Raw genomic sequence first — 26,903 nt, forward strand, 5'->3', positions numbered from 1 at the left:
CTTAAAGACTAGTAAAAATGAAAAATCTAAAACTCAAAATATGCGGGATGAAAAACCCCGAAAACATAAGCGAAGTTGCAAAACTTCAGCCTGACTACATGGGTTTTATATTTTACGAAAAAACCCCAAGAAATTTTGATGCCGAAATCCCGGAAATCCCTTCAGCAATCAAAAAAACCGGTGTATTTGTAAATGAAGAAATCAAGGTAATCCTTGAAAAGGTTAAAACACACGATCTTAACGCGGTTCAGCTTCACGGAGATGAAACTGCGGCATTTTGCGCTGAACTAAAAACACTTTTAATCGAAACTCCGGTGGAAATAATTAAGGTGTTTTCTGTAAAAGACGATTTTGATTTTGAGCGTTTAGAAGAATATGAAGCTGTTGTAGATTATTTCCTTTTTGACACTAAAGGAAAAAACAAAGGCGGAAATGGGATCACTTTTAACTGGGAGATTTTAAAAGAATATCCTTCGGAAAAACCTTTTTTCCTCAGCGGGGGAATCGGGCCGGAGGAAGTTGAGGAAATCAAAAAACTAAAGGCTTATTTTCAGCAAAATGCAAAGGAAAATTTACTGTATGCCATAGATGTAAATAGTAAATTTGAAGAGCAGCCGGGTTTTAAAAATGTTGAAAAGCTGTCAGCGTTTACAAAGCGGTTATGATTTGTCGGTTCTCGGTTATGAGTTGTCGGTTGTCAGTTTTGGAGTTTGGAGTTTGGAGTTTGGAGTTTGGAGTTTGGAGTTTGGAGTTTGGAGTTTGGAGTTTGGAGTTTTAAATTATAAAAACTTCGGTATTGACGAATTAAAATATTAGTGTATTCATGGCAAAAAATTAGAATTTGAAGTCTCTAACAATTTAGATTCTGAAATAAATTCAGAATGACGTAAAAACTTGCTACAGGCTTTAAACAAAGTTGAAACAAAAATATTAGTGTATTCGTGGCGAAAGCTACTAAACAAAAGTCCTCTAAGGTTTCCTAAACCTTGTAGGTCAGGTATAAATAAAACAAATAAAAATGAGCTATCAGGCTAACGAAAAAGGATATTACGGCGATTTTGGGGGTGCTTTTATTCCCGAAATGCTTTATCCAAATGTAGAGGAATTGCGTTTGCAGTACCTGGATATTATGAAAGAGGAATCTTTTCAAAAGGAATTTAAAGATTTGCTGCGCGATTATGTGGGGCGCCCAACCCCGCTTTATTATGCAGAAAGATTCAGTAAAAAATACGGTACCAAAATCTATCTAAAGCGTGAAGACCTTTGCCATACCGGGGCGCACAAAATAAATAATACCGTAGGGCAGATTTTAATGGCAAAACGCCTGGGTAAAGACCGTATTATCGCTGAAACCGGCGCAGGCCAGCACGGTGTTGCCACCGCTACTGTTTGTGCGCTTATGGGCATTGAATGTATCGTTTACATGGGCGAGGTTGATATTGAGCGACAGGCACCAAACGTGGCCCGTATGAAGATGCTTGGTGCCACAGTGGTTCCAGCAAAATCTGGTAGTAGAACGCTAAAAGATGCCACCAACGAGGCGATTCGGGATTGGATCAATAATCCGCTGGACACGCATTATATCATTGGTTCGGTGGTGGGCCCCCACCCCTATCCCGATATGGTAGCACGATTTCAGGCGGTGATTTCCGAAGAAATTAAGGTTCAGTTAAAAGAAAAAGAAGGTCGTGAAAATCCTGATTATGTTGTGGCCTGTGTAGGTGGGGGAAGCAATGCTGCCGGGGCTTATTATCATTATCTAGATAATCCTGAAGTTGGGATTATCGCGGTTGAAGCAGCTGGAAAAGGTATTCAAAGCGGTGAAAGTGCTGCCACTTCTGCATTGGGAAAAGAAGGCATTATTCACGGTAGTAAAACCCTGCTAATGCAAACCGACGACGGACAAATTACCGAACCTTACTCGATCTCCGCCGGCCTTGATTATCCGGGTGTCGGACCAATGCATGCTAATTTATTTAGAAGTGGTCGCGGAGAATTTATTTCCATTACCGATAAAGCCGCAATGGATGCCGGTTTGGAACTTGCAAAACTGGAAGGCATAATTCCCGCTATTGAAACCTCTCATGCCCTGGCTATTTTTGAAGACCGAAAGTTTAAAAAGGATGATATTATAGTGATCAATCTTTCCGGGCGTGGGGATAAGGATTTGAGTACTTATATAGATTATTTTGATTTGTAAAATATGGCAAGACCTCACAGGTTTCAAAAACCTGTGAGGTCTGAAAGTTTGAAAAGATTACCACGGGCGCTGCCCTCGCAATGACGGAGCAAACTCTAATATTAAGAATTAATCGTCAACCTGAACTTGTTTCAGAGCTTGCCCCGATTTTTTATCGGGAGTCTAAGATGAAACTGATTTGAAACTTAAGTACAACTTAAGTTCGGAAATTCTAACGTATTAGATTCTGAAATGAATTCAGAATGACGCAAAAAAAATACAGATTGCCGCGGGCTACGCCCTCGCAATGACGTAAAGAATATTCATGTATTCGTAGCAGAAGAATTTGAACATATTAGATTCTGAAATAAAACTTTCGGGACAGAATAACGAAGAGAAAATAAATTAAAGATTGCCGCGGGCGCTGCCCTCGTAATGAATATTGGTGTATTCGTGGCAGAAGGATAGAAATTATTAGATTCTGAAATAAATTCAGAATGACGATTTATAAGATTATTGAAAATGAACAGAATAAATAAAAAACTTCAGGAAGAACAAAAATTGCTTTCCATCTATTTTACAGCAGGTTATCCTGAAACCGGAGATACGGTTTCTATTATTCAGGAACTGGAAAAAAATGGGGTAGATTTTATAGAGATTGGCTTACCGTTTAGCGATCCGTTGGCCGATGGACCAACCATTCAGGAAAGTTCTACCAGGGCGCTGAAAAGTGGAATGACCACCAACAAACTCTTTGAGCAACTCAAAGGGATTAGGGATTCTGTAGAAATTCCCCTAATTATTATGGGATATTTTAATCCTATTCTTCAGTATGGTGTAGAAAAGTTCTGTAAGAAATGTGCGGAAACAGGCATTGACGGACTTATAATCCCCGATCTTCCGGTTGATGTTTATAATGAAGAATACAAGCAGATTTTCGAGGAAAACGGACTTCAGAATATATTTTTAATCACGCCGCAAACTTCCGAAGAACGCATTCGATTTATAGATTCGGTTTCCAATGGATTTATCTATATGGTAAGTTCAGCCAGTGTAACCGGTTCTACAAGTGGATTTGGAGACGAGACGAAAAAATATTTCAAAAGAGTAAACGATATGCAACTCAAAAATCCACAGGTGGTTGGTTTTGGAATTAGCGATGCCGAAAGCTTTCAGCAGGCAACTCAATATGCTAAGGGAGCCATAATTGGATCGGCATTTATTAAACACCTCAACAAAAATGGCAAAAATAAGATAGCCGATTTTGTAAAAAGTATCAGACCGGTTTAACCAAATTCTAACATGCTCTTGGGAGGTTTTAAGACTCTCGTTTCTTATCTTAGTGAGTGAACCAATAAAAATTAAAATTATGGGAGGCCCAATTGAAGATAACAAAAGGAAAAGAGATAAAAAACAGGAAAATCCTACCAACCCTACCGGAGATACCAAAAAACGGACTAACAAGGTGGATTATGATGAAAAAACCATAAAAGACCAACAGAACAAAAAGTAATTTATGGGACGAGGCGACAGAAAAACGAAACGAGGAAAAATTGCAATAGGCACACATGGAAGACTACGCCCTAAACGTAAAAAGTTTAAGGTAAAACCAACCACCATGGCCGAGCAGGAAAAGAAAGAATTAGAGTAGTTGTAAGTTGACTACGTCTGGAAACCCTGAATTTAGAAGTTATGCTTTTAGATTCAGGGTTTTTGTTTTTACGCAATTTTGTAATCCCCGTCAACGTTAGGTTCATCCGATTTAGCAGTATCTTTTTACATATTACCGTCACCCTGAATTTATTTCAGGGTCTAAGTTAAAATGAAATTTTTCGGTTCTATTCGTGCTAGATGCTGAAACAAGTTCAGCATGACGTGTGGCACGTCATTCTGAGACCCGTGATAAAAAAAATTACCTAGCGGAGGAAAATGACGTTTTCGAGCAAAGCGAGTTTTAAACTCCGTGTGTGAGTGTAGAAAATCAGCAGCGTTAATAATTTTTGAAAGCTTGTCCTGAGTGGAGTTGAAGGGGCCTGGAAAAAATTTAGCTGCTGATTTGCGGTTTTTTGGCCTTGTTGCCAAAAAAACACCTCCACATAGGGCGCCCTTTTTTGTTTCGTTTTAATTGTATCCGACGAACGGAGTGAGAGGAATACACACAAAAAATGAAAAAGGAAACTTCCAAACCAGGTAAGTTTCTTTTTGAATTATAAAAACAAGCCTGAATATCAGGATTTTAGAAATACGTCAATGGTAATTCATTGAAATTCTTTTCTTCGGAAAATATCGTCACCCTGAACCTGCCCTTCCATTCAGGCGGGTTTATTTCGGGGTCTAAGTTCAACTAAAGTTTTTCTAAATTTAAAAATGCAGAACAGCTATATCTACATTCTTTCAAATTCTACAAGAAGCATGCTTTATATAGGTGTTATTTCAAATTTAAAAACGCGTATTACCGAGCATAAAAATAAAATGGGCTCTACATTTACCCGAAATATAATCTGAAAGTTCTAATTTATTTCGAGGAACTTACCGATATTAACCAAGCCATAGCTAGAGAAAAACAATTAAAAAACTGGCGTAAAAACTGGAAATGGAATTTGGTTAAATCTTTAAATCCTGAGTTAAAAGATTTCTATGAGGATTTATAACTAGATTAAAATCACATTCATGTTAGATGCTGAAACGATCCCGAAGGCTTTCGGGATAACAGGACGTAGGGATTCCTCCTGCCAATCACTTAGAAAAACTTAGCGGAAGCCTGGAGGGATTTTATAGCATTAGAATTAATAAACAGTGGAGAATCATTTTTAAATGGGAAAATGATATGCTTTTGAAGTTCAAATTGTTGACTATCATTAAAATTGTAATATGAAAAAATTAAATAATATACATCCCGGAGAAATTTTAAAGGAGGAATTTTTAGATCCAATGGAAATTAGTGCTTACCGCCTTTCCAAAGAAACCTTTATTCCGCAAACACGAATTAGTGAAATTATAAAAAAGAGAAGAAGAATAACTGCTGATACAGCAATTCGTTTTGCAAAATATTTTGGAACATCTGCTAAATTTTGGTTGGGATTACAAGATGATTATGATTTGGAGGAAGAAAAATCTTTAAAGGGAAAAGAGTTTAATGACATAAACCCCTTAGAAAACAACTTAGCATAACCCGGCTAATAACGGATTTTTCATCGATGACACTCAAAATGACAGCAAGCTTTAGTCAATCGAGAGATCGCCGCGCTTCGTTACTTTTCGCTCGCGATGACGAAACAAGAAAATCAGCGTAATTGTGAGGACTGCGATAGCAGGCCGTGGCAATCTGTTCTTGTTTAATTCAATTTTCTTAAAAGGAATTACACATTAATTAGCTGTCAGTGGCGATATTGGAGCTGAAAGCGAAAATAGCGCTGTATCGAGAACCTTTGGAAGTTCTAACTGCATTCACTTCTCGATACACTACCGATTGCATCGGGACCACTCGAAGCGACGGTTAACCTCCCAGCGCTCGTTCTTCACTTGAGATAACGAGTTGGTTAAAACCACTCCCTATACTGCATCACCCGAAAATCTATAGTATTAAAATCTTTATCTTTTTGTTTGAGTTGCTTGTAAAGCTCCATACTCCCAATAGCACGGTTGGCCGAGCCGGAAGGTGCTGTTAGGGAAACTGTCCTTATGAGTCGGCCGTCCAGGATAAATTGATGCACCCTGGGAACTTCATTAGAAATCACTTTTAACCGGATATCACTATCTATCTTTTTCAAATGCCTTCGGAAAAAATATTCAGGTCCATTTTTGGAATTTCCACCGGTAAAAAGCAGCGTGTCAATTTCTGGGTTTTCTTTTAAAATTCCAATCATATTCCGAAGCTCCACTTCCTGCATTCCAAGGTCTGAAGCGTCTATTTTTTCCCTCCTACTACTTTCTACCATATCGCAGATTCCTATCCCTCGTTCTTTTAGAAACTCTTTACGCTGTCTTACAGCTTCTTCGGTAGTTTCAAATTTAAGATCGAGTCCAAAAATATTATCGAGTACGATCCATAGGAGTCCATCGCGGCTTCCGTAACAAAAATCAACGTCACCTTGCTTTAATTGTCTTTTTGTAAATCGAGGTGGTGGCAAAGTTCCAACGATTAATTTTGTAGCATTTTCCGGAATAAAAGGGTCATAGGGATGCGTGTGGTGAAACATCTTTTTTTAATGTTTGTGGGGTTTATATAATAAAATGTTGATGCAATTATAAATGATAAAACTTCAATGAACTACTTCATGATTTGCTTTTTCTTTTTGCATTGCCCAAAAAAGAAACAAAAAAGTCTAGGCTTACGAAACTTAAACTAGATTTATCGCTCCACCACTAAATTTTAGGAACTCGCCATCACAGTAAATTAAACTTTAAAAGTTTTTTTGGCTCAAACAGCCTAAAATTTTACGTGGTTTTCGCTTCAAATCTTACGTTAAATTTTCGGTAGGCCGAGAATTGCTTTATGGTTTATTTGAGTTTAATTACTAAATCGTTAGCAAAGACCATGGTGCTTTCTTTATGGATTATTTCATCTATTTCGCCGTCTTTAGTGGCGGTGATGGTGGTTTCCATTTTCATCGCTTCAATCACAAATAAAGGTTCATTCTTTTTAACTTTCTGTCCTTTTTCGACTAAAACTGAAGAAATAGAACCCTGTATAGGTGCCCCGACTTCCTTATCATTGGATTTATCGATCTTTTGATGCACAACTTTTTCAACCTTAACCGACTTATCCTGAATTTTTACCGTCCTGGTTTGTCCGTTTACTTTAAAGAACGCATCTACCAGTCCGTCTTCATCTGCAGTTCCTACCGATAGGAATTCAATAAGCAAGGTTTTTCCTTTATCCATTTCCACCGTGATTTCTTCGCCGGGTTGCATTCCATAGAAAAAATTAGGGCTGGGGATATTCATCACTTCGCCAAATTTTCGGTAGTGATTAAAATATTCTGTAAAGACCTTTGGATATAATTTATAGGAAAGGAAATCGGTCATTTCCAGCTTTCGGCCCATTCCTTCGCTAAAAATATCGCAGAATTCTTTAAATTCCTTTTCAAAATCTATAGGCTCCAAATGCGCATTAGGCCTATCGGTATAGGGTTTTTGATCTTTTAGGACGATCTTCTGCACCTCAGCCGGAAAACCGCCGTAAGGTTGACCAAGGTCACCTTTAAAGAAATTTACCACCGACTGCGGGAAAGAAAGATTTTCACCTTTTTCCAGCACATCTTCTATACTCAAATTATTGCTCACCAGGTATTGCGCCATATCGCCCACCACCTTACTACTTGGTGTTACTTTAATAATATTCCCAAAGAGTTTATTTACCTTAGAATACATCGCGGTGATCTCGTGGAACCTGGAAGCCAAACCTAGAGACTCGGCCTGGGGTTTTAGGTTGGAATATTGCCCACCGGGAATTTCGTGTTTGTATACATCGGCGGTTCCGGCTTTAAGTCCACTTTCAAAAGGAAAGTAATATTTTCTCACCGCTTCCCAGTAATGTGAATATTCGTTGAGCTTCTCCATATTGAAATCGGCTTTACGCTCACTGGATTGCGTCATTTCCACCAGAGAATTGAAGTTAGGCTGCGAGGTAAGTCCGGAAAGTCCGCCCAGTGCTACATCTACCACATCTACCCCGGCTTCTATCGCTTTTAAATAAGTAGCCGCCTGTATAGATGAAGTATCGTGCGTATGCAAATGCACGGGTATATTTATTTCCGATTTTAATGCGGAAATCAGTTCACCGGCAGCATAAGGTTTTAACAGTCCAGCCATATCTTTTATCGCTAAAATATGCGCTCCGGCATTTTCGATATCTTTAGCCAGCTGAAGGTAATATTCCAGATCGTATTTGCTATTTTTATCCAGAAGATCTCCGGTATAGCAAATAGAAGCTTCCGCAATCCCTGAAGTATTCTTGCGCACGTATTCTATACAGGGCGCGATGGATTTCATCCAGTTTAAGGAATCAAAAATTCTGAAAATATCCACTCCGTTTTCCCAGGCTTCAGCAACAAATTTTTCGATTAAATTATCGGGATAAGCGGTATAGCCCACGCCGTTGGAACCGCGCATCAGCATTTGCAGTAAGATATTTGGCATTGCTTTTCTAAGTAATTGCAAACGCTCCCAGGGATCTTCCTTTAGAAACCTAAGGCAAACGTCGAAGGTGGCGCCACCCCAAACTTCCATACTAAAAGTTTCGGGATGGTTTTTGGCAAAACCTTCAGCCACTTTCAGCATATCTATACTCCGCATCCTGGTGGCCAGTAAACTCTGGTGCGCATCGCGAAAAGTAGTATCGGTAAAATGGATTTTCTTTTCATTCTTTAACCATTCGGCAAACTTCTCCGGGCCGAGTTCGGTGAGTAAATCCTTAGTTCCCTTTGGATAAGCCGCATGAGGATCAAATTCAGGAACTTCAGCTTTAATAAGCTTCGGTTTTTCTGTTATATCCTTTACATCGGGATTTCCGTTCACCACTACGTCACCTAGAAATTCTACCATTCTGGTAGCACGGTTACGGGTTTCCTTTAGTTTAAAAAGATCGGGATTATTGGCGATAAAATTCACGGTTACGCTCCCATCCCTGAATTTCTCATGCTGAAGGATATTATCTAAAAACGGAATATTGGTTTTCACTCCTCGAATTCTGAATTCGGCCAATGCCCGGCGCATTTTTCTACAGGCGCCATCAAGGGTTCTCCCGCTGGCAGAAACCTTTACCAACATAGAATCGAAAAATGGTGAAATAGTCACACCCTGATACAGACTCCCGGCATCCAGTCGAATCCCAAATCCGGAAGCACTTCTGTAAGTGGTAATCGTACCGTAATCGGGTTGAAAATCGTTCGCAGGATCCTCGGTTGTGATCCTACATTGCAGGGCAAAACCGTTGGTGCTTAAGGACGCCTGATCTTTAATTTTGATCTGCTCGTCGCTTAATTTATAGCCACCGGCAACAAATAACTGGGTTTTCACCAGGTCTATTCCTGTTACGACTTCGGTAACGGTATGTTCTACCTGAATCCTGGGGTTTACCTCGATAAAGTAAATACTTCCATCCTGGTCTACCAGAAATTCTACGGTACCAATATTATTATAATTAACCGCTTTGCAAATATTAATGGCATATTCGTAAAGTTTCTCTTTGATGGTTTGATCCAGGTTATGGGAGGGCGCAAACTCGATTACCTTTTGATATCGGCGCTGCACCGAGCAGTCCCTTTCAAAAAGGTGTACCATATTCCCGTGGTTATCACCCACGATCTGGATCTCTATATGTTTGGGATTTTCAATGAATTTCTCGATAAAAACGGTATCATCCCCAAAGGCGTTGAGGGCCTCACGTTTAGATTCTGAAAAAGCTTTTTTCAATTCGGCTTCTTCCCTAAGCACCCGCATTCCACGGCCACCCCCACCGCTGGCGGCTTTCAGCATAATAGGATAACCTATTCGTTTAGCCTCTTCTATGGCAATTTCCAGGCTTTCGAGTTCCTTCTCGTTACTCTGAATTACCGGAACATTATTCTTTACAGCCACTGTTTTTGCCGTGACTTTATCGCCCAGACTCTTTAAAACCGATACCTCGGGACCAACAAAAATAATATCGTTGTCCTTGCAGGCCTGAGCTAAATTGGCATTTTCAGAAAGGAATCCGTAACCGGGATGAATAGCATCGGCACCCACCTTTTTGGCCAGGTTAATAATGGCATCTATATCCAGGTAAGGTTTTAAAGGCTCTTTATCAGGGCCAATTTGGTAAGATTCATCGGCTTTATAGCGGTGGAGGGAGTAGCGGTCTTCAAAGGTAAAAATACCTACGGTTCTTATTCCTATTTCGGTGCAGGCCCTAAAAATTCGAATCGCGATCTCCCCACGATTGGCCACCAATACTTTCTGAATCTTCATGTTTTTAATTTAGTTAGTTAGCAATACTCAGTTGTTGCTGTAAACTATTAAAACATTCAGAAGAATAGGTGTTTTTTATGCTAAATTTTATATAAAAGTTATGCTTATCCGTTTAGAAACCTAAAAACAGTTTTTGTCACCCTGAGCCTTTCGACTTCGCTCAAGACAAGCTTTGGTCGAAGGGTCAAACAAAAACGTCTCGACTGCCCGCCAGTACCTAGTCGGGCTGGCGCTCGACGTGACACTTTATTTCAATTTTGCCTTTTGGGTCTATTAGCGGATATACAATTAAAAGCTTTTATAATTCTGTTTGTAGTTTAAGGTTCGTAGAGTTTCTCCCCTTATAAATACAAAAAGGCCCTTCCTGAAATAGTATTCAAAAAGGGCCCTTTTTAAAACCTATTATTTTTCTAGCTCTCGCTATTCTTCACTTCACCAATCCAACGATTGATCTTATTCTCCAGCAATTGCAAGGGCACGGCACCTGTTTCCAGTACCTGCGTATGAAACTCGCGGATATCAAATTGATCCCCAAGTTCTGTTTTTGCCTTCTCCCGGAGCTCCTGAATCTTAAGCTGACCGATCTTATAGGACAAAGCCTGCCCCGGATTCGCCATATATCTCTCAATTTCTGAAATCACACTGGCTTCCGGTTCTGCTTCGTTATCCAGGGAATACTGGATCGCCTCTTCGCGGGTCCAGCCTTTGCTGTGCAGCCCTGTGTCGACCACCAGCCGCACCGCACGATGCATTTCTGCACCAAGGGTTCCGAAGTACTGGTAAGGATCGGTATAAAGACCCAGTTCTTTTCCGAGGGATTCCGAATAAAGCGCCCAGCCTTCTCCATAGCCGCTGTACCAAAGGGTTTTTCTGAAGTCGGGCAGCTCCTCATTTTCCTGGGTTAAAGAGATCTGATAATGATGTCCCGGAATGGCTTCGTGTAGAAACAGAGATTCATCGCTGTACACATTATATGAAGAAGCATCGGGCACAGGAACATAAAAGATTCCGGGGCGGGTGCCGTCCAGAGAGCCGGGATTATATTCGGCACTGGCCGATTCCTCTCGGAACTCTTCAGTTCTTCGTACCTCAAAAGCCGTTTTTGGGGTTACATTAAAAAGTTTGCTGATATTCGGTTTCATTCGCTGATGAATATCCTCAAAACCCTGGATAACCTCTTCAGCCGATTCGTATGGCATTAAATCTTTACTCTCGCGCACATGGTTGAAGAATTCTTTAAGGCTGCCATCGAAGCCAACCTCCTCCTTCACTTCCATCATTTCCTGTGAAATGCGCTCCACCTCGTTCAAACCCAGCTGATGAATCTCTTCAGCAGTCATATCGGTGGTCGTATAGAGTTTGATCTGGTGCTTATAGAAATCCTCTCCGCCGGGAATATCTGCAATTCCGCTGCTCTCGCGCCCTTCCGGCAGGTAATCTTCAACCATAAAGTCGTGCATCTTTTTATAAGCCGGGATCACTTTTTCCTCAATCATTTGTTCGTATTCCCGGGTAAGCTGTTCTTTCTCTTCTTCAGAAAAATTGTCCGGAAAATTGTTCACAGGACCGAAAAAAAGATGATCTTCAGCATTACCTTCAGCCATAGAAGCGAACTGCGGAATCACTTTCTTAATTAAAGAAGCAGGCAACACATAACCCTGCCCCATTCCTTCGCGCATCCTGTCTTCCGCAGAAGTCATCCATGTAAGATAACCCTCAACGCGACCAAGCCAGTTCCTATAATCTTCCACAGTATTAAAAGGCTGTGCGCCCATACCGCTGGCTAGCTGCCCCATAAAAAGGTTCACTGACCACATCTGGTCAATAGGCATATATTTATTCTTTTCGAACTCCAGGCCTTCAAGATTAATCTCTGTCTCCCAAAGCAGGATTTCCTTGCTGAGGCGTTCAGTTTCTGAAAGATTGGCGTCATCTATTGCCTGTACCTGCTCTTTGTAAGTGGTGTAGTAATTACGCAGACTGTCTTCATAAGCGTCTGAAAGGAAGTTAGGAAAACGGTCATTGTAGCGCATATCGCCTGAAGTCGTTGCCGAAATTGGATTCAACCGCAGCCCGTCTTCATAATAATTATGCAAAACAGTATCAAGTTTCGCACTGGCTGCAAGTGCCAGATCCTCCTGATTCGTCTCTCTGTCCTGACATGAAGTAAGTGCCAGGCTCAGCAATACCGGAAAAATAATTTTTTTGATCATTCCTGAAATTTTAAGTGAAGTAACTAAGATAATAAAATGAGATTTATTGGCTAATAGTTCATAGATCTTTAAAGGAAAAGTAGTTCGATAATATAAACCATCAATAATGCGATATAAGTTCCTTGTTAGATAACAGGTCAGTTTCCGGTTATCGGTTATCAGTTATCTGTTGTGAATTGGCGGTTATCGGTTTTCTGTTTATTGTTTGTGGTTTTGGGTTTGTTGTTTCGCCACGGATGCACTAATATTTTTCATTGCACAATCTCTGGCCGTTAGCTCGATTAGCGGTATTTGAGCTGGAAGCGAAAATAACGCTGTATCGAGAACGATTAGAAGTCCTAACTGCATTGCACTTCTCGATACTTGCGACTCGCGTCGGAAACGAAGTGACGGGGAACTCCACAAAAGGTCGCCACGCTTCGTCCCTCAGCTCGCGATGACGAATCCAGAAAAAACTGAAACTCACAACCGAGAACCGAGAACCGAGAATAAAAAATGCAACTTTAAACAACAAACAACTATCTAATAAAAACCGGCTCACTCTCCTTCTCAGTGTGTTCCTCGCTAAAACGGTAATCCATATAATCGAAAGCTTTAAGGTCTTCCAGGGTTCTTACGTCTTTGTCTATAATATAACGCACCATCGCGCCACGGGCTTTTTTAGCGAAGAAACTGATGATCTTTAATTTTCCATTCTTAAAATCTTTAAAAACGGGTGAGATCACTTCGGCTTTTAGTTTTTTGGTATCTACGGCTTTAAAATATTCGTTGCTGGCCAGGTTGATAAAAAGTTCCCCTTCTTCCATTTCCTTGTTTAGCAGTTTAGTTACTTTAGGTTGCCAAACTTCATAAAGGCTATTCTTTCGTTCGATTCCTACCGAAGTCCCCATTTCTAAGCGATAAGGCTGCATCAGGTCTAGTGGTTTTAGCACGCCGTAGAGTCCGGAAAGGATTCGCAGAGTATCCTGCAGGCGGTCCAATTTTTCGGTGGGAATGGTATAGGCATCCAGGCCGGTATAAACATCGCCGGCAAAAGCGTACATCGCGGGACGGGAATTCTTTTTATTGTGTTCTTCCTCGAATTCCTGGTAGCGGGTATAATTAAGATCGGCCAGCTTATCGCTGATGCTCATCAATTCGGAAATCTCATTTTTGGTCATTCTGGACATCTTCCGGTTGAGTTTGGCGGTGGTTTCCAGAAAAGCGGGCTGCGTGCCGCGGGTAGTAGGTAATTTAGATTCGTAATCCAGGCTTTTAGCCGGAGAAACAACAATTTTCATAAGTGGATATTATTTGTTTTTTAATGGTCATATGCAATTCGCATATCTTCATTGGTGTTCGTATTGTAGTCCCGTTATGCTCATTTCATAGTTGGACGGTTTTAATTTCAAAGATAAACTTTCCCTAAAAATAAATTGTTGCTATTATATTGATATAAACTATGAAATTATAAAGAAGTTATGCTGTATTTAAAAACAAGCCAAATAATAATCTAATTAAGTTAAGAATTCATATTTTTGAAATAAATGATCTAGAGATGGATATTCAAACAGAAAAAATAGAACTGGCCAAATTGCTGTTAAGCACTAACAATCCCAAGATTATTCAATCTATTAAACAAATCTTTAAAAGAGAGAAAACTGCCGATTTCCGGGACGAATTGACATCTGACCAAAAAAGAGAAATTAAAACAGCTAGAAAAGAAATAAAAGAAGGAAAATTCTCCGACTATGATTCATTTATGAGCAAACATAGATAATGAGTAGAAAGGTTATAATTTCTCAAGTAGCGTAAAACCTGAAAAATCCTAACTCGAAAACCCAAGACTTATTCCAACTCGATCTTATCGATTTCCAGCCGAAAATCTTCTGCCTTTTTATTACCGATCAAAAACCGAATTTCCTGAATAGAATCGGCAGAAAAGTTGGGGAGATCCAGTTTTCTTCCGCGAAAAACAGGTTCCATTTCCTTTAGCGGAACTTCCACGGTTTGCCAGTCACCGGTGGTTTTAAAAGTGTATATATAGGAAGCTCTATCTTTTAAATTTGATTTCATCCTGAATTGATAAGTCTTTCCGTCACCTTTCAGCAAAATCAGCGCTTTTTTGTAGCCTTTAATATTTTTAGAAGGAAAATGAGCTTGCAGGGAGGCAAAGCCGCCATTGTTTTCCAGGGAAACCGATCCTGTAAAAACAGCATTCCCTCCGGCACTGCTTTCAAGCTTAGCGGTAGAATTACCTCCCATCACCACGTCGTTTTCTATTTCCCAGGCCGACCAGTCGTCGTTTGCACTAAAATCAAAAAGAAGTAATTTACCCATAATCAAGACCGTTAAAAAAAAGAAGATTTGTTGCTGTAACATTTTTGTTTTCAAGTTATGATATTTCCGGGGAATTAATCAACTTCCTTACTGAATCAACTTCTTTTCCTTAAGATTATCAAATATTAAATGATCTACTACAGAACTCTCTGCTTTTCTGGACCACGGAAAAAACTCTAATTTTTCAATTTCTGAAGCTGCTGCAAGCTTACCGGTAAAATCGCCGAAATAACAAGTCATTCTTACCATCACGCCCTCCGGGTGCCCGTGTGCCTGTGCCTCAAAAACACCATATTTTTTAATGCTGTGCGGAAGTAGTTTAACTGAAAGTTCCTCCGCCACCTCCCGCACTAAAGCTTCTAAATCGCTTTCATCTCCTTCCCGCTTCCCGCCGGGAATATACCAGGTATCCTTGCCCCGGCTAAGACTCATTAAGATCTTGTTATCTATAATGTGGATGTAAGCTAATTTGTCTATGTAGTTTTTCATCTGTTTATTATTTTTATCCCAATTTTAGAATTAGGCACAGGCTTATAATCATATTCCTCCCGGAATAAATCCGGGACAAGTTGTGTGTTGCCAGTTTTTGGGTCCAGCAGCAAGCTGGTTCATTGGGCAAAAATAAAATGAATAGTATAAACAAACGCAAAAATAATGTTTTAATATGTTTCAGGTTTCCTGGGAATTAACCGCTCCCGGAGATAAACATTGATTGAATGAAAATTGAAAGTTGATAAATTTTTACAGCATTACGGAAAACCTTTTTTGGTTTCTGAATTAAATGTTAAATTTAGCTATCTTAAATTTTTTATCCTGAAAAAATATCCTTTTTCACAAATGAGTTATTTCATTAAATCATACTCTTTATGATAAAGGTTTCTTGTGCTATTATTGAGCATAATGGCAAAGTTTTATGTGCTCAAAGAAGCAGTAAAATGGATTTACCCAACAAATGGGAGTTTCCTGGCGGAAAAGTAAAAGAAGAGACTTTTGAAGAATGCTTAATAAGAGAAATTAGGGAAGAATTGGGAGTTGAAATTAAAATTCTGGAGCAATTACCTTCGAACCAACACAATTATTCTATGTCTAATGTAATCGAGTTGATACCTTTTCGCTGTTCCTTGCAAACTTTTAAAATCGTGCTTTTTGAGCATACAAAGGTTGAATGGTTGCCTATTGAAAAGTTGAAAAGCTTAGATTGGGCGGAAGCGGATATACCAATTGTTAACTATTATATTAAAACGTATAAATGAGTTTTGAAACCGGTCTTTACGAGCAATTAATAAATAAAATAGTTTCCAACAAACTCGAGGATGTAGATTTACAAAAGTTCCATGTAAGCGAAACTGCTTTAGATAAAGAAGAAGCTTCACAATATTTAAGCACTTATTTGTCTGAGACTATAAAGTTTGCATTAAACGAAATCAAAGACAAAAACCGCCCTTTAAAACAGATTGAATTATCAAATAAGATTATTAATTTATTAGTTGAAGAGCTCAAAGATGTAGAGTTTTCTGATAATTTAATAGAAAGTGAAGGGAAGATTTTACAAGCGGTATTTTCAAAACTAGATTTTCCCTATTCAAATTTAGAAGCTAGGTTGAAGGAAATTACTCCTTACACCCGATTAAGCCAAAGTGAGCTTTTTACCGGAAATAATGTTGGAATTTCCCTTGAGAGCGAAATCAAAAAAGAAATTCTTTCTGCTGACGAAATTTGTTGGCTAGTATCTTTCATTAAATTTTCAGGCATTAGAATATTTAAAAAGGAGCTCGAAGAATTTACCAGAAGCGGTAAAAAATTGAAGATTATTACTACCTCCTATATGGGTGCTACAGATGTAAAAGCCATAGAGTACCTCTCATCACTACCAAATACTGAAATAAAGGTTTCTTATAATTCAGAGCACGAAAGATTGCATGCCAAAGCATACTTATTTCTGAGGAATTCTGGGTTTCATACCGGTTATATTGGGTCTTCTAATCTTTCGCGGTCTGCACTAACCAATGGTTTAGAATGGAACCTTAAAGTTACCACCCAAGAAATTGGACATATCATTGATAAATTCCAAAAGACCTTTGAAACATATTGGGAAGATCCGGAGTTTGAACACTATAAATATCAAACTGATCGAATAAAGTTAAGTAAGGCCCTAAAAAGGGAAAACACTTATAATACAAGTCAAATTAGCGCTTTTTTTGATCTCAAACCATATCCATATCAGGAAGAGATTTTATCAAAATTGCAGGCAGAAAGAGAAATTCATAAGCGAAATAAAAACTTATTAGTAGCGGCAACAGGAACAGGAAAAACCGTTATTTCTGCCTTCGATTTTAAAAGATTTAAGGATAAAAAACCAAATGCAAATTTTTTATTTGTCGCGCACCGAAAAGAGATTCTTCAACAAGCGAAGGCAACTTTTCAGCACTTGCTAAGAGATGCCAATTTCGGGGAATTATGGGTGGATGGTTACGAGCCTGAAAGATATAACCATCTTTTTGCTTCGGTCCAGACTTTACATAGCCGTTTGGAAAATCTTGATTTAGCTGAAGGCTTTTTTGATTACATAATCGTAGATGAAGTTCATCATATAAAGGCGAACAGCTACCGTCCAATACTTCATCGCTTTGAGCCTCAAATTTTACTGGGGCTTACCGCAACTCCAGAGAGAATGGATGGCGGAGATATTGCGGAAGATTTTCATAATAAAATAGCAGCCGAAATAAGATTACCTGAAGCATTAAATAGAAAGCTGCTTAGCCCTTTTCAATACTTTGCTCTTTCTGATACGGTTGATTTAAGTAATGTAAAATGGAATGGTAAATATGAAATTAGAGAACTTACAAAACTATATACAGAAGATGACCACCGAGTTGCAGATATAATTAAAAACTGCGAGGAATATTTAACAGATATAAACGATGTACAAGCTTTGGGGTTTTGCATAAGCCAGGAGCACGCAAAATTTATGGCAGAAAAATTTACGCTTGCCAATCTTAAAGCTAATTATCTGGTTAGTGGTAATAGTGATTCTAGAGATAAAATTCGAAATCAACTTTTACGAAAGGAGATTAATTATCTGTTTGTGGTTGATATTTTTAACGAGGGAGTCGATATTCCCAATATAGACACAGTTCTTTTTTTAAGACCTACTGAAAGTTTAACCGTATTCTTACAGCAATTAGGTCGTGGACTTAGGCTTGCTGAAAACAAAGACTGTTTAACTGTTCTCGATTTTGTTGGCAATGCACGGGCCGAATATGATTTTGAGCATAAATTCCGTGCACTTGTTGGCAAGACTCACACATCAATAATTAAGGAAATTGAAGACGAATTTCCGCATTTACCGCTTGGATGTTCTATCGTTCTGGAGAAAAAAGCAAAAGAAGTAATTCTAAAAAATATTCGTGAAGCAACAGAGTTCAGACGTCCACAACTTCTCCAAAAAATAAAAGCATTCAAACATCATTCTACGCTGCCGCTTACTTTAAATAACTTTCTGGAATTTCATCACTTAGATATTCGTCAAATTTATAAGAAAGGAAGCTGGAAACGCTTATGTGCAGACGCCGGTGTAATTCCTGATTTTAAAGAGCCACAGGAAAAAGAATTTACCGCGTGCATGCAAAGAAAATTGATCAATTGTAATTCTTTAAGTTACTTTAGATTTATTCAAGATTTAATCAACAATAATTTGAACTTAAGATTGCTTTCGAAGAAGCAGGAAACGATGCTTTTAATGTTTCATTACGATGTATGGCAAGAAAGTGGTGAAAAACTGAAATTCACAGATCTCGCGACGAGTATTGATATTTTAAGAAAGAACAAATTTATGCTCCAAGAGTTAAAAGAATATCTTGAGCATTTAATTGAAAAAATAGAATTTGTAGAAAAAAATATTGATTTAGAATTTCCATTCGCATTAAAACTACACAGTAGATATAATCGGGAAGAAATTTTAGCTGCTTTAGGATTGAGTACTTTTCAGAAAAAATCATCAAATCGTGAAGGTGTGGCTCAAAACAAAGAATTGAATATTGAAGCCCTCTTTGTAACCCTTAAGAAAACTGAAAAAGAATATTCCCCTACTACGATGTATGAAGATTATGCATTAAATAAAAAACTTTTTCACTGGCAATCCCAAAACAGTACCGCACCCGATTCTCCAAAAGGCGAATCCTATATTAAACATCGAGAAAAAGGTAAAAAAATACTCTTGTTTGTTAGAGAGCAGAATGTAGATGAATACGGTTTTACAATGTCGTATACATTTTTAGGGGAAGCAGATTTTGTGAAGTCAAAAGGCGCTAAGCCGATGAACGTTGAATGGAGATTACACGAAGAAATGCCATCTTATATTTTAAAAGAAAGTCAAAAATTGGCTGTTGGATAAAAAATGTCAGAAGAGATCATCTTTAAATACTCGAACTATTTCAAGAAACTTAATCGGGGTTTTAATAAAAACCTTGGTAGGGCTCCTCATAAACCTATTCTTTTACTTTCCATAATTCAATTAATTGCTAAAGATAAAATAACCTCAAATCGAATTTTTATTACATCAGAAATTCTTCTGGCTTTTAAGCAAAATTGGGCGCAATTGGTAACTACTGATCATTCCAGAAATTTTGCCTTGCCATTTTTTCATATGAGATCGGAACCATTCTGGCATTTAGTAGCAAAACCAGGAAAACGAATAGAGACAACCCGGTCAAAAAGCATAAAAAGCTTTAATAATTTGAATGAATCCATTGTCTTTGCTGAAGTTGACAAGGAGTTATTTCTATTACTTCAGCAGCCTGAAAACCAGCTATGGTTTGAACAGCTTTTAATCGAATTTTATTTCCCAGATTTCAAGATTAATTATTTAAGACCAGATAGTTATTACGAAGAAGATAAAATTGAAAATGAAATTCTAAACGAGCCAAGTGAACTTTATCAGAATCACATTAAGCAGTTAAAAGAAACTCTGGAAGAAAATGAGTTCGAAGAAGAAATATTTGTTCGTGGAGGCTTATTTAAAAGAACAGTTCCTAAAATTTACGATTACACATGCTGTATTTCGGGTTTAAAAATAAATTCAGCTCATAATATCCAAATGGTGGATGCCTGCCATATTTATCCATTTAGTATTTCAAATGATGATACTGTAACAAATGGCATAGCATTATCCCCAACGCTCCACCGCGCCTTTGATCGAGGTTTAATCACCATTAATTCAGATTTCTTAGTTAGAATTTCACCAACAATAGAAGAAGAAAACTCTAGCTTTCCTCTCTCCGATTTTGAAGGCAAGCAGATTCTATTACCCGAAAAACAAGATTGGTTTCCACCTCAAGAAGCTTTAAAATGGCATAATAAGGAAGTTTTTATGCATTGAAATATCATAACGAACAAAGATTTCTGCGTTAGGGATTGCAGTGGAAATCCTTTTTGTGAGGGACGGGCAAACTACCTCCGGAGTAAAATCCCGAAGTATTTATAAAAAACCTTCAAATTCAAGACAAACCCTGAAGCATTAAATCTCGATTATCGAGCAAAAAGATTGAAACGTAAAGCGCGCCCCGTTAGGGTAACGCCCAAATTTCATTTTAATTTACAAAAATCTTCACCAATGTTCAACCTCCTAAAATCCTGTATTTTTTAATTTTGAGAATAAATTAGCTCCAAGCAGGCTCACGAGTCATTGGTAGTGAACAATTGTTTAATTTTCGAGACAAACCTCGGAGTATTTAAATCTCGATTATCGAGTAAAAAATGAAGATCGCTGAAAAATTTGAATTAGATGAGCGCCAGCAAGATCGGGTTATTGCTATGGCCTGGGAGGATCGTACGCCTTTTGAAGCTATAGAGTACCAGTTTGGTCTTGTAGAAAAGGACGTGATAAAATTTATGCAGGAGCAAATGCACCCGCGCAACTGGAGAAAATGGCGCGCCAGGGTTCAGGGTAGAAAGACCAAACATGCAAAACTAAGGGATAACGAGATCTCGAGGTTTAAATCTTCGGCACAACGCCAAATCACCGGGAATCGCATTTCAAAGAAGAAATATTAGCCTTGTTTTAAACACGGGAAACCAATTAATTTTAAACTAAGCTTTAGATAAAACTTTCTTTTTCCTTATCTTATACCTTACAAAAACTCAAATTATGGCAGGTTCCTCTAAGTATCCCAAACTCGTAAAGGCCTTTAGCGGCAGTTTTCTTTGGAGAAATTCCGGAGGAATAATCATAGATTATAACGGACGTTTGCTTAATTCGGCGAATTATCAATACAAAACCGCCGGAGGGAAATTCATCAAGATCAGGTTTAAGAAAAAACTGAATTCAGCTAAAAAGCTCCCGGAATTTATCTGTTCCTGGAAAATGATGACCAATGTGAATTGTTCGTTGAATTGAGATTATCACTTATAAAATAAATTCTCCTGTAAATTTTAAAAACAACCTAGACCCTGAAATAAATTCAGGGTGACGATATCAACGTCATGCTGAACTTGTTTCAGCATCTAAGGTGAATTAAGTTACACTTTCTTACATCCGGAAAGATGCTGGGCAGACTCTGAAAAAATCCATACTCCTTTATAACATAATTCAGAATACGCTTTGTTTCATGATTTTCAAATCTTTATTTTGTCTGGATCCTGTCTGTTTGAAAATATAGATAAAATTTCAATCGTATCATCATTTACCCGGTAACAGAGATTATTAAATTTTGCAACTACCGCTCTTCTTACATCGTTCTTTTTAAAAACTTGAAACAACTCTGGATTTTTAGAAATTAATTCAATAGTATGATCAAGTTTCCTTGAGAAATTTTTCAATTCTCTTTCAGTCCATTTTTTTTCTAAATATTCAATTGTATCATTTAATTCGGAGAGTGCGTGGTCAGTCCACAGAATTTTATAACCACTTTTCATATAATTTCCTTGCTTCTAAATGAGATTTTAATTTCCCGGAATCAGCATCCTTAATTCCTTGTTCAATAGATTCTTTCTCTTCTTTGGAGATTTCATTCCACCAGTCAATTTTCTCACTTTCCCGCAACTTCATTATCTTTTCAATAATAGATTCATCATTCAGGGTGCTTAACCACTGAATTAATTCTATTTTCTTATTTTGAATATCCATGTCCATAACTCAAATTTACAATATTGAGTTTAACTTTTATTCTTTCTTAGAGTTTTTTAACTGTTACAAAACTTGTTTTAGGATGACCTAAGGAAGGTCCCCCGAATTCATCTCGGGGTCAAAGCCGTTCGTAGTTGAAAACCCCACTAGTTAAATTGCTGTTATTTCAAACTTCTTTAACGCCATAAACTTTAAAATCCTCGCAACTTGCAAGTCAACCGATAAATAGAAATTATGGATTTAAATGATAAAGTAGCTGTAGTTACGGGCGCAAGCAGCGGAATTGGAAAATCTATTGCCGAAGAATTATCAAAAAAAGGCTGCAAAGTGGCTTTAGCTAGCCGAAGCCTGGATAAACTAAAAGAAATCGGCAAAGGCCTTAGTCAAAGTTTTGAAGTGGAAATGGACGTTAGTCAGAATGAAAGTGTGACCGATGCTTTTGAAAAAATATACGATCGATTCGGGCAAATAGATATTCTGGTGAATTGTGCCGGAGTAATGCCCCTCACCTATCTTAAAAACCGAAAGCTTGATGACTGGCTGCAAACCATAGAAGTGAACGTAAAAGGTACGCTGCGTTGTATTCACGCCGTGCTCCCGATGATGAAGAAACAAAAAAGCGGGCATATTATCAATATTGCCTCGGTAGACGGAAAAGAGATCTTTGAAGGCGGTGCGGTATATGGCGCTTCTAAAGCTGCGGTAATAGAACTTTCCAGGGCGATGCGTATGGAACTTTCTCCCGACTTTAATATTCGGGTCACTTCTATAGAACCGGGAACAGTAGCAACCGATCTTAGAGAAGACATTACCGACGAGGAATTACTGGAATACAAAAATTATGGCAACGGCGAATCAAAATTAGACCCCAAGAATATAGCCGATGCAGTGCTTTACGCCACTAACCAACCCGATAATGTGAATGTGAATGAGTTGCTTATAAAACCTACAGGGAAGAGTTAGACCCCATAACCACTCCGGCCTATGGCCACCCTGCCCAACTTCGTCATTCAGGCGGGCTCTCCTTAAAAATAATGGGAGGAGCTTTTTTATTGCTTTTAAAACGAATTGATAAATTATGTCATGTCATCAACGTCATCCTGAATTTATTTCAGGATCTAGGTTGATTGGCATTCTAAACATGTTAGATGCTGAAACCAGTTCAGCATGACGTGAGACTTGTCACCAACTACAAATCTTCAAAAAGATCCTTCAGGTTTGGATTCGTCGATTTTGCTAAATTCCACTTCCATTCCTTGTGCCAGTTTTTTAATTGTTTTTCCCTGGCGATAGCCTGCTGGATTTCTGTAAATTCTTCAAAATAAATTAAAAATTTAAGGTGATATTTTCTGGTAAATAAAGAGCCAATTTCGCTTTTATGCTCTGTAATTCGCTTTTTTAAATCAGAAGTTACACCTATATAAATCATTGTTCTGGTAGAATTGGAAAGTAGGTATACATAGCTCTTCTGCATTCCTAAAAATAAGGAACTATAATTAAACTTATACTCTGAAACAAATTAGAGTGACGAATCCAACGTTATCCTGAATTCATTTCAGGATCTATGATGAGGGAAGTTCTGAACAAGTTATACCCCCGATAAAAATCGGGACAGGCTCTGAAACAAGTTCAGGGTGACGGTAAGATTTAGACTGATAGCACCTTTTCTAGATAGCTATCAAATTCATCGATATCCATTAAATCTGAATCCCCATTTTCGATTGCTTCCAGCTCTTTTCAAGCTCTGCTTTTTGCTTTTCGAAATCTGATTCAGAAATAATCTCCAGTTCATTTTTACTGAATTTCTTCAAAAACTGCATTAGATTTTTGCAGGCTTCCTTAGATTTGACCTTTAAATGTATATTTTCCATCTCAACAAGCTTTCTTTTAAAGATAACGAAAATTTTACAAAACCTCTTTCTGGTTTTTTGCGTAATTGCGCCATTTCTCGATGCAAGCCTGGATATCTTCCGGGATTTCGGTATTGAAGCTCATTGCTTCCCCGGTTTTTGGATGGGTAAAGCCAAGGGTTTTCGCGTGAAGTGCCTGGCGGGGTAATATCTTAAAACAATTATCTACAAATTGTTTGTACTTACTAAAAGTAGTTCCCTTCAGAATTCTTTCGCCACCGTAACGTTCGTCATTAAACAGCGTATGGCCAATATGCTTCATATGCACCCGAATCTGGTGGGTTCTTCCGGTTTCCAGTTTGCAGGAAACAAGCGTTACATAGCCGAAACGTTCTAAAACTTTGTAATGGGTAACGGCGGGTTTTCCTTTTTCGGCCTCATCGCCATCGTAAACCGTGTTTTGTAAACGGTTTTTAGGATGACGGCCAATATTGCCTTCAACCCTGCCCTCATCTTCTTCCACATTTCCCCAAACCAAAGCCACGTATTCCCTGTCGCTGGTTTTATCGAAAAACTGCTTTGAGAGATGAGCCATCGCTTCTTCAGTTTTAGCAATAACTAAAAGTCCGCTTGTGTCTTTGTCAATTCTATGTACCAATCCCGGGCGGTCGCTGGAGTTATTGGGAAGATTTTCAAAATGATAGATCAGGGCGTTAATAAGCGTGCCGCTATAATTTCCGTGCCCGGGGTGCACTACCATTCCGGCAGGTTTGTTTACCACCAGCAAGGTATCGTCTTCGTAAACTATATCCAGAGGAATATTCTCCGGGGTAAGTAAAAACTCATAGGGCGGATGCTCGAACATTACCTGTACCACATCGCCGGCCTTTACCTTATAATTTTGTTTTACCTTTTCTTCGTTAACGTAGATATTTCCGGTCTTCGCGGCTTTCTGAATTTTATTACGGGTCGCGTTTTCAATAAAATTCATCAGGAATTTATCTACCCGCAATGGGCTTTGGCCGGGACCGGCTTCAAATTTATGATGTTCGTATAAAGTTTCGTCCTGTTCCTCTATTTCGTGTTGCTCGTTCTCTTTCATTAAAATTCAATTTCCTCCTCTTCAGAAATTATACTATCCTGCTCCTCTTCGCCTTCCATTCTATATCTGCCGGAGCCATCGCCCAGCACCAAATCTATGGTAGATGTCTTCATGAGTTCGTCTCCGGGCTCCAGTTTTTGGCCTTTATGTCTCAACTCCAATACCGCATCTTCAGCAATGTCCGGTTTGTAGCTAATATCGCCAATTTCAAAGCCTAAAGACCTAAGCGTTGGTTCTGCCTGTCTTCGGGTTCGTCTAATCAGGTCAGGGATCATTATTTTTCTATAACCAGACGGATTTAAGGTCAGGTAAATTTTTCGATTTTCTTTTACAAATTGTCCCGGTTCCGGCACCTGCTCTATCACTGAATATCGAGGAAAATCGGGATTAAAATTTGCCGAATCCAGGATTTCAAATCTTAGATCAAGCGCCGCCAGTTTATCATCCACCACATCTAAAGACTGTTTAGAAAGGTCTGGAACTGCTATACGCTGATCCTGGTTTGTAGAGTAATCCAACCATTTTAAAGCTAAAAAAGCAATTACTATAACTACAATTGCAGCAATCACTAATTGAATTAAAAATGTTTTGCTGAAAATAAATTTAAAGAATCCCATACATTTGTTTCTAAGCAGCAAAGATATAAAACCCCTGCTTTTGGTTGCAGATTGTTTGTAGATTTGTTGTTTCGGCTTTGCCGGTTTATTGTTCAAGGTTTAAAGTTTATGGTTTACGCACTGTGCGGACTTATAACGATTGCTATGCAGACTTGTAAACCTTTAATTTTTTCAATTGAATGCTAACTTATCCCACGGATAATTTAGCATATAGGTTTCAACGCATATTTCGGTTAAAATATTTTTCACCTAACAATAAGCTTTGTAATAAAGTCGATAGTATTAAACCACAAACTAAAAACGCCAAACTACACAGATGAAGAAAAAAATTGCCATCGCCATGGGCGGCTTTTCCAGTGAGTATCATATTTCCATCAATAGCGGAAATATGGTTTATAAACATTTGAACCGCGATTTATACGAACCATACCGGGTGCATATTTTGCAAAAGGAATGGGTAGTAGTAGCCGATGACGATACGCCCTACCCGATCAATAAAAACGATTTTACGGTAAGAATAGACGGAAAAACCATTTCTTTCGATTGTGTGTTTAATACCATTCACGGTACACCGGGAGAAAACGGTTTGCTTCAGGCTTACCTGGAATTGGTGGGCATCCCGCAAACCACCTGTGGTTATTATCAGGCGGCTTTAACCTTTAATAAACGTGACCTGATAAGTGTTTTAAAACCCTATGGAATTAAATCTGCCGTAAATTATTTTCTGAATAAGGAAGATAAAGTAAAGCCTGAAGAAATTCTTGCGAAAGTTGGTTTGCCCTGTTTTATAAAGGCCAATCGTGCCGGCAGTAGTTTTGGGATCACTAAAGTTAAAGCTGAAGAGGAATTAATTCCCGCCACAAAAACTGCTTTTAAGGAAGATGATGAAGTGATTATTGAATCTTTTCTTGATGGCACCGAGGTTTCCGTAGGGGTGATTACCTATAAAGGAAAAGTAAAGGCGCTCCCGGTTACCGAGATTATTTCTGAAAATGAATTCTTTGATTATGAAGCTAAATATTTAGGAAAATCCCAGGAGATCACTCCGGCGAATATTTCTGAAGAAAAGACCAAACAGGTACAGGAGATTGCTAAATTGATTTATAAAAAACTAAAAATGCGCGGATTTACCCGATCTGAATTTATTTTCCATAATGGGGATCCTCATTTTATTGAAATGAATACCACCCCGGGATTGAGTCAGGCGAGTATTTTACCTCAGCAAGCAGAAGCTGCCGGCATCAGTTTAACCGATCTTTACGGGAGTGCGATTGAAACGGCTTTGAAGGCACGCTAACCAGTAAAGATGGAATTTATGGTACATAACTCCGTCGTCAGGTCGAGTAGCGGTATTTGAGCCTAAAGCGAAAATAGCGCTGTATCGAGACAGGTTTGATAGTTACAATGCCACTTCTCGATACATTCCCGATTACATCGGGACCACTCCTTTAGACTTGTATTAATATATTTATATTAAGCTAAATTAAAAGAAGAGAGCTGAACTTAAGTACCCTAAAGACACTCAGAATTTACAAATTCATACTTCGATT

Annotated in this window: 28 protein-coding genes and 1 pseudogene; 17 read left to right on the top strand and 12 right to left on the bottom strand. The window is 38.5% G+C overall.

Features of this window, described 5'->3' with window-relative positions:
* Window positions 1–47: 47 nt before the first annotated feature.
* The 9 genes and pseudogenes from LB467_RS07275 to LB467_RS07315 all read left to right on the top strand — a co-directional run bounded on the left by LB467_RS07275 (window position 48) and on the right by LB467_RS07315 (window position 5,350).
* On the top strand, window positions 48–665 hold the full coding sequence (locus tag LB467_RS07275) for a phosphoribosylanthranilate isomerase (RefSeq protein ID WP_237690412.1): 618 nt from the start codon (window positions 48–50) through the stop codon (window positions 663–665).
* Window positions 628–816 carry a hypothetical protein gene (locus LB467_RS07280; protein ID WP_224473372.1) on the top strand — a complete coding sequence of 63 codons (189 nt, stop codon included), beginning with the start codon at window positions 628–630 and terminating at the stop codon, window positions 814–816. The genes LB467_RS07275 and LB467_RS07280 overlap by 38 nt, the downstream gene beginning before the upstream one ends.
* 202 nt (window positions 817–1,018) lie before the next feature.
* On the top strand, window positions 1,019–2,200 hold the full coding sequence (trpB, locus tag LB467_RS07285; protein WP_224473373.1) for a tryptophan synthase subunit beta: 1,182 nt from the start codon (window positions 1,019–1,021) through the stop codon (window positions 2,198–2,200).
* A 501-nt stretch (window positions 2,201–2,701) separates the two neighbouring features.
* Window positions 2,702–3,469: a tryptophan synthase subunit alpha gene (gene trpA / locus LB467_RS07290; protein WP_224473374.1), complete on the top strand. Its 768-nt coding sequence runs from the start codon at window positions 2,702–2,704 to the stop codon at window positions 3,467–3,469.
* A 79-nt stretch (window positions 3,470–3,548) separates the two neighbouring features.
* A complete protein-coding gene (locus LB467_RS07295) occupies window positions 3,549–3,692 on the top strand; it encodes a hypothetical protein (RefSeq protein WP_224473375.1) in 144 nt (47 codons plus the stop codon).
* Window positions 3,693–3,695: 3 nt separating this feature from the next.
* Window positions 3,696–3,830 carry a 30S ribosomal protein THX gene (locus LB467_RS07300; RefSeq protein ID WP_224473376.1) on the top strand — a complete coding sequence of 45 codons (135 nt, stop codon included), beginning with the start codon at window positions 3,696–3,698 and terminating at the stop codon, window positions 3,828–3,830.
* 761 nt (window positions 3,831–4,591) lie between these two features.
* Window positions 4,592–4,684: a GIY-YIG nuclease family protein gene (locus LB467_RS07305; RefSeq protein WP_237690415.1), complete on the top strand. Its 93-nt coding sequence runs from the start codon at window positions 4,592–4,594 to the stop codon at window positions 4,682–4,684.
* Window positions 4,685–4,892: 208 nt separating this feature from the next.
* Window positions 4,893–5,041 (top strand): annotated as a pseudogene (locus LB467_RS07310) (type II toxin-antitoxin system RelE/ParE family toxin); the annotation flags it as partial.
* Window positions 5,042–5,050: 9 nt separating this feature from the next.
* Complete coding sequence (locus LB467_RS07315; protein WP_224473378.1) at window positions 5,051–5,350, top strand: HigA family addiction module antitoxin; 300 nt, start codon at window positions 5,051–5,053, stop codon at window positions 5,348–5,350.
* Between the two features lie 368 nt (window positions 5,351–5,718).
* On the opposite strand, the gene LB467_RS07320 is transcribed toward LB467_RS07315, so the two are convergent.
* The 4 genes from LB467_RS07320 to yaaA all read right to left on the bottom strand — a co-directional run bounded on the left by LB467_RS07320 (window position 5,719) and on the right by yaaA (window position 13,622).
* Window positions 5,719–6,378, bottom strand: a complete 660-nt coding sequence (locus tag LB467_RS07320; RefSeq protein ID WP_224473379.1) for a uracil-DNA glycosylase family protein — start codon at window positions 6,376–6,378, stop codon at window positions 5,719–5,721.
* Window positions 6,379–6,679: 301 nt separating this feature from the next.
* Window positions 6,680–10,129 carry a pyruvate carboxylase gene (locus tag LB467_RS07325; RefSeq protein ID WP_224473380.1) on the bottom strand — a complete coding sequence of 1,150 codons (3,450 nt, stop codon included), beginning with the start codon at window positions 10,127–10,129 and terminating at the stop codon, window positions 6,680–6,682.
* A 410-nt stretch (window positions 10,130–10,539) separates the two neighbouring features.
* Window positions 10,540–12,342 carry a DUF885 domain-containing protein gene (locus LB467_RS07330; protein WP_224473381.1) on the bottom strand — a complete coding sequence of 601 codons (1,803 nt, stop codon included), beginning with the start codon at window positions 12,340–12,342 and terminating at the stop codon, window positions 10,540–10,542.
* A gap of 518 nt (window positions 12,343–12,860) precedes the next feature.
* Window positions 12,861–13,622 carry a peroxide stress protein YaaA gene (gene yaaA / locus LB467_RS07335; RefSeq protein WP_224473382.1) on the bottom strand — a complete coding sequence of 254 codons (762 nt, stop codon included), beginning with the start codon at window positions 13,620–13,622 and terminating at the stop codon, window positions 12,861–12,863.
* Between the two features lie 257 nt (window positions 13,623–13,879).
* Here yaaA and LB467_RS07340 point away from each other — a divergent pair, with 257 nt between their 5' ends.
* Window positions 13,880–14,101, top strand: coding sequence for a hypothetical protein (locus LB467_RS07340; protein ID WP_224473383.1), 222 nt, complete (start codon window positions 13,880–13,882; stop codon window positions 14,099–14,101).
* Between the two features lie 68 nt (window positions 14,102–14,169).
* On the opposite strand, the gene LB467_RS07345 is transcribed toward LB467_RS07340, so the two are convergent.
* Together LB467_RS07345 and LB467_RS07350 are read right to left on the bottom strand one after the other, a co-directional pair.
* Complete coding sequence (locus LB467_RS07345; RefSeq protein ID WP_224473384.1) at window positions 14,170–14,661, bottom strand: CIA30 family protein; 492 nt, start codon at window positions 14,659–14,661, stop codon at window positions 14,170–14,172.
* A gap of 87 nt (window positions 14,662–14,748) precedes the next feature.
* Window positions 14,749–15,150, bottom strand: a complete 402-nt coding sequence (locus LB467_RS07350) for an NUDIX hydrolase (RefSeq protein WP_224473385.1) — start codon at window positions 15,148–15,150, stop codon at window positions 14,749–14,751.
* 377 nt (window positions 15,151–15,527) lie between these two features.
* Here LB467_RS07350 and LB467_RS07355 point away from each other — a divergent pair, with 377 nt between their 5' ends.
* The 5 genes from LB467_RS07355 (at window position 15,528) to LB467_RS07375 (ending at window position 21,055) form a co-directional block, all read left to right on the top strand.
* Window positions 15,528–15,914, top strand: a complete 387-nt coding sequence (locus LB467_RS07355; protein ID WP_224473386.1) for a (deoxy)nucleoside triphosphate pyrophosphohydrolase — start codon at window positions 15,528–15,530, stop codon at window positions 15,912–15,914.
* A complete protein-coding gene (locus LB467_RS07360; protein WP_224473387.1) occupies window positions 15,911–19,054 on the top strand; it encodes a DEAD/DEAH box helicase in 3,144 nt (1,047 codons plus the stop codon). Before LB467_RS07355 ends, LB467_RS07360 begins: the two co-directional genes overlap by 4 nt.
* Before the next feature lie 3 nt (window positions 19,055–19,057).
* The gene (locus LB467_RS07365; RefSeq protein WP_224473388.1) at window positions 19,058–20,038 is read left to right on the top strand and encodes an HNH endonuclease; all 981 of its coding nucleotides are present in this window, start codon (window positions 19,058–19,060) and stop codon (window positions 20,036–20,038) included.
* 377 nt (window positions 20,039–20,415) lie between these two features.
* Window positions 20,416–20,712, top strand: a complete 297-nt coding sequence (locus tag LB467_RS07370) for a TIGR03643 family protein (protein ID WP_224473389.1) — start codon at window positions 20,416–20,418, stop codon at window positions 20,710–20,712.
* Between the two features lie 94 nt (window positions 20,713–20,806).
* Complete coding sequence (locus LB467_RS07375; RefSeq protein ID WP_224473390.1) at window positions 20,807–21,055, top strand: hypothetical protein; 249 nt, start codon at window positions 20,807–20,809, stop codon at window positions 21,053–21,055.
* A gap of 218 nt (window positions 21,056–21,273) precedes the next feature.
* Here the strand turns inward: LB467_RS07375 and LB467_RS07380 are convergent, their stop codons facing one another.
* A complete protein-coding gene (locus LB467_RS07380; RefSeq protein ID WP_224473391.1) occupies window positions 21,274–21,573 on the bottom strand; it encodes a type II toxin-antitoxin system RelE/ParE family toxin in 300 nt (99 codons plus the stop codon).
* On the bottom strand, window positions 21,557–21,790 hold the full coding sequence (locus LB467_RS07385; RefSeq protein WP_224473392.1) for a hypothetical protein: 234 nt from the start codon (window positions 21,788–21,790) through the stop codon (window positions 21,557–21,559). Before LB467_RS07385 ends, LB467_RS07380 begins: the two co-directional genes overlap by 17 nt.
* Window positions 21,791–22,018: 228 nt before the next feature.
* Here LB467_RS07385 and LB467_RS07390 point away from each other — a divergent pair, with 228 nt between their 5' ends.
* Window positions 22,019–22,747 (top strand): SDR family oxidoreductase, encoded by a 729-nt coding sequence (locus LB467_RS07390; protein ID WP_224473393.1) that lies wholly within the window; start codon window positions 22,019–22,021, stop codon window positions 22,745–22,747.
* Window positions 22,748–22,973: 226 nt separating this feature from the next.
* Here the strand turns inward: LB467_RS07390 and LB467_RS07395 are convergent, their stop codons facing one another.
* The 4 genes from LB467_RS07395 to LB467_RS07410 form a co-directional block, all read right to left on the bottom strand.
* Window positions 22,974–23,258, bottom strand: a complete 285-nt coding sequence (locus LB467_RS07395) for a GIY-YIG nuclease family protein (RefSeq protein WP_224473394.1) — start codon at window positions 23,256–23,258, stop codon at window positions 22,974–22,976.
* Window positions 23,259–23,481: 223 nt separating this feature from the next.
* Window positions 23,482–23,655 carry a hypothetical protein gene (locus LB467_RS07400; protein ID WP_224473395.1) on the bottom strand — a complete coding sequence of 58 codons (174 nt, stop codon included), beginning with the start codon at window positions 23,653–23,655 and terminating at the stop codon, window positions 23,482–23,484.
* 34 nt (window positions 23,656–23,689) lie between these two features.
* Entirely contained in the window at window positions 23,690–24,736 is a 1,047-nt protein-coding gene (locus LB467_RS07405) for an RluA family pseudouridine synthase (protein ID WP_224473396.1), read from the bottom strand.
* Window positions 24,736–25,353 carry a PASTA domain-containing protein gene (locus LB467_RS07410; protein WP_224473397.1) on the bottom strand — a complete coding sequence of 206 codons (618 nt, stop codon included), beginning with the start codon at window positions 25,351–25,353 and terminating at the stop codon, window positions 24,736–24,738. Before LB467_RS07410 ends, LB467_RS07405 begins: the two co-directional genes overlap by 1 nt.
* Window positions 25,354–25,669: 316 nt before the next feature.
* Between LB467_RS07410 and LB467_RS07415 the strand changes: the two genes are divergently transcribed.
* Window positions 25,670–26,650, top strand: a complete 981-nt coding sequence (locus tag LB467_RS07415; RefSeq protein ID WP_224473398.1) for a D-alanine--D-alanine ligase — start codon at window positions 25,670–25,672, stop codon at window positions 26,648–26,650.
* Window positions 26,651–26,903: the final 253 nt, after the last annotated feature.

This window comes from Salegentibacter tibetensis (assembly GCF_020164485.1).
In the GTDB taxonomy this organism is placed as follows: Bacteria; Bacteroidota; Bacteroidia; order Flavobacteriales; family Flavobacteriaceae; genus Salegentibacter; species Salegentibacter tibetensis.

What these genes read in the sequence shown, in the direction of transcription:
- LB467_RS07275 (WP_237690412.1), top strand. Translation starts at nt 48, where the DNA reads ATGAAAAACCCCGAAAACATAAGCGAAGTTGCAAAACTTCAGCCTGAC.
- LB467_RS07280 (WP_224473372.1), top strand. Translation starts at nt 628, where the DNA reads ATGTTGAAAAGCTGTCAGCGTTTACAAAGCGGTTATGATTTGTCGGTT.
- trpB (WP_224473373.1), top strand. Translation starts at nt 1,019, where the DNA reads ATGAGCTATCAGGCTAACGAAAAAGGATATTACGGCGATTTTGGGGGT.
- trpA (WP_224473374.1), top strand. Translation starts at nt 2,702, where the DNA reads ATGAACAGAATAAATAAAAAACTTCAGGAAGAACAAAAATTGCTTTCC.
- LB467_RS07295 (WP_224473375.1), top strand. Translation starts at nt 3,549, where the DNA reads ATGGGAGGCCCAATTGAAGATAACAAAAGGAAAAGAGATAAAAAACAG.
- LB467_RS07300 (WP_224473376.1), top strand. Translation starts at nt 3,696, where the DNA reads ATGGGACGAGGCGACAGAAAAACGAAACGAGGAAAAATTGCAATAGGC.
- LB467_RS07305 (WP_237690415.1), top strand. Translation starts at nt 4,592, where the DNA reads ATGCTTTATATAGGTGTTATTTCAAATTTAAAAACGCGTATTACCGAG.
- LB467_RS07315 (WP_224473378.1), top strand. Translation starts at nt 5,051, where the DNA reads ATGAAAAAATTAAATAATATACATCCCGGAGAAATTTTAAAGGAGGAA.
- LB467_RS07320 (WP_224473379.1), bottom strand. Translation starts at nt 6,378, where the DNA reads ATGTTTCACCACACGCATCCCTATGACCCTTTTATTCCGGAAAATGCT.
- LB467_RS07325 (WP_224473380.1), bottom strand. Translation starts at nt 10,129, where the DNA reads ATGAAGATTCAGAAAGTATTGGTGGCCAATCGTGGGGAGATCGCGATT.
- LB467_RS07330 (WP_224473381.1), bottom strand. Translation starts at nt 12,342, where the DNA reads ATGATCAAAAAAATTATTTTTCCGGTATTGCTGAGCCTGGCACTTACT.
- yaaA (WP_224473382.1), bottom strand. Translation starts at nt 13,622, where the DNA reads ATGAAAATTGTTGTTTCTCCGGCTAAAAGCCTGGATTACGAATCTAAA.
- LB467_RS07340 (WP_224473383.1), top strand. Translation starts at nt 13,880, where the DNA reads ATGGATATTCAAACAGAAAAAATAGAACTGGCCAAATTGCTGTTAAGC.
- LB467_RS07345 (WP_224473384.1), bottom strand. Translation starts at nt 14,661, where the DNA reads ATGGGTAAATTACTTCTTTTTGATTTTAGTGCAAACGACGACTGGTCG.
- LB467_RS07350 (WP_224473385.1), bottom strand. Translation starts at nt 15,150, where the DNA reads ATGAAAAACTACATAGACAAATTAGCTTACATCCACATTATAGATAAC.
- LB467_RS07355 (WP_224473386.1), top strand. Translation starts at nt 15,528, where the DNA reads ATGATAAAGGTTTCTTGTGCTATTATTGAGCATAATGGCAAAGTTTTA.
- LB467_RS07360 (WP_224473387.1), top strand. Translation starts at nt 15,911, where the DNA reads ATGAGTTTTGAAACCGGTCTTTACGAGCAATTAATAAATAAAATAGTT.
- LB467_RS07365 (WP_224473388.1), top strand. Translation starts at nt 19,058, where the DNA reads ATGTCAGAAGAGATCATCTTTAAATACTCGAACTATTTCAAGAAACTT.
- LB467_RS07370 (WP_224473389.1), top strand. Translation starts at nt 20,416, where the DNA reads ATGAAGATCGCTGAAAAATTTGAATTAGATGAGCGCCAGCAAGATCGG.
- LB467_RS07375 (WP_224473390.1), top strand. Translation starts at nt 20,807, where the DNA reads ATGGCAGGTTCCTCTAAGTATCCCAAACTCGTAAAGGCCTTTAGCGGC.
- LB467_RS07380 (WP_224473391.1), bottom strand. Translation starts at nt 21,573, where the DNA reads ATGAAAAGTGGTTATAAAATTCTGTGGACTGACCACGCACTCTCCGAA.
- LB467_RS07385 (WP_224473392.1), bottom strand. Translation starts at nt 21,790, where the DNA reads ATGGACATGGATATTCAAAATAAGAAAATAGAATTAATTCAGTGGTTA.
- LB467_RS07390 (WP_224473393.1), top strand. Translation starts at nt 22,019, where the DNA reads ATGGATTTAAATGATAAAGTAGCTGTAGTTACGGGCGCAAGCAGCGGA.
- LB467_RS07395 (WP_224473394.1), bottom strand. Translation starts at nt 23,258, where the DNA reads ATGCAGAAGAGCTATGTATACCTACTTTCCAATTCTACCAGAACAATG.
- LB467_RS07400 (WP_224473395.1), bottom strand. Translation starts at nt 23,655, where the DNA reads ATGGAAAATATACATTTAAAGGTCAAATCTAAGGAAGCCTGCAAAAAT.
- LB467_RS07405 (WP_224473396.1), bottom strand. Translation starts at nt 24,736, where the DNA reads ATGAAAGAGAACGAGCAACACGAAATAGAGGAACAGGACGAAACTTTA.
- LB467_RS07410 (WP_224473397.1), bottom strand. Translation starts at nt 25,353, where the DNA reads ATGGGATTCTTTAAATTTATTTTCAGCAAAACATTTTTAATTCAATTA.
- LB467_RS07415 (WP_224473398.1), top strand. Translation starts at nt 25,670, where the DNA reads ATGAAGAAAAAAATTGCCATCGCCATGGGCGGCTTTTCCAGTGAGTAT.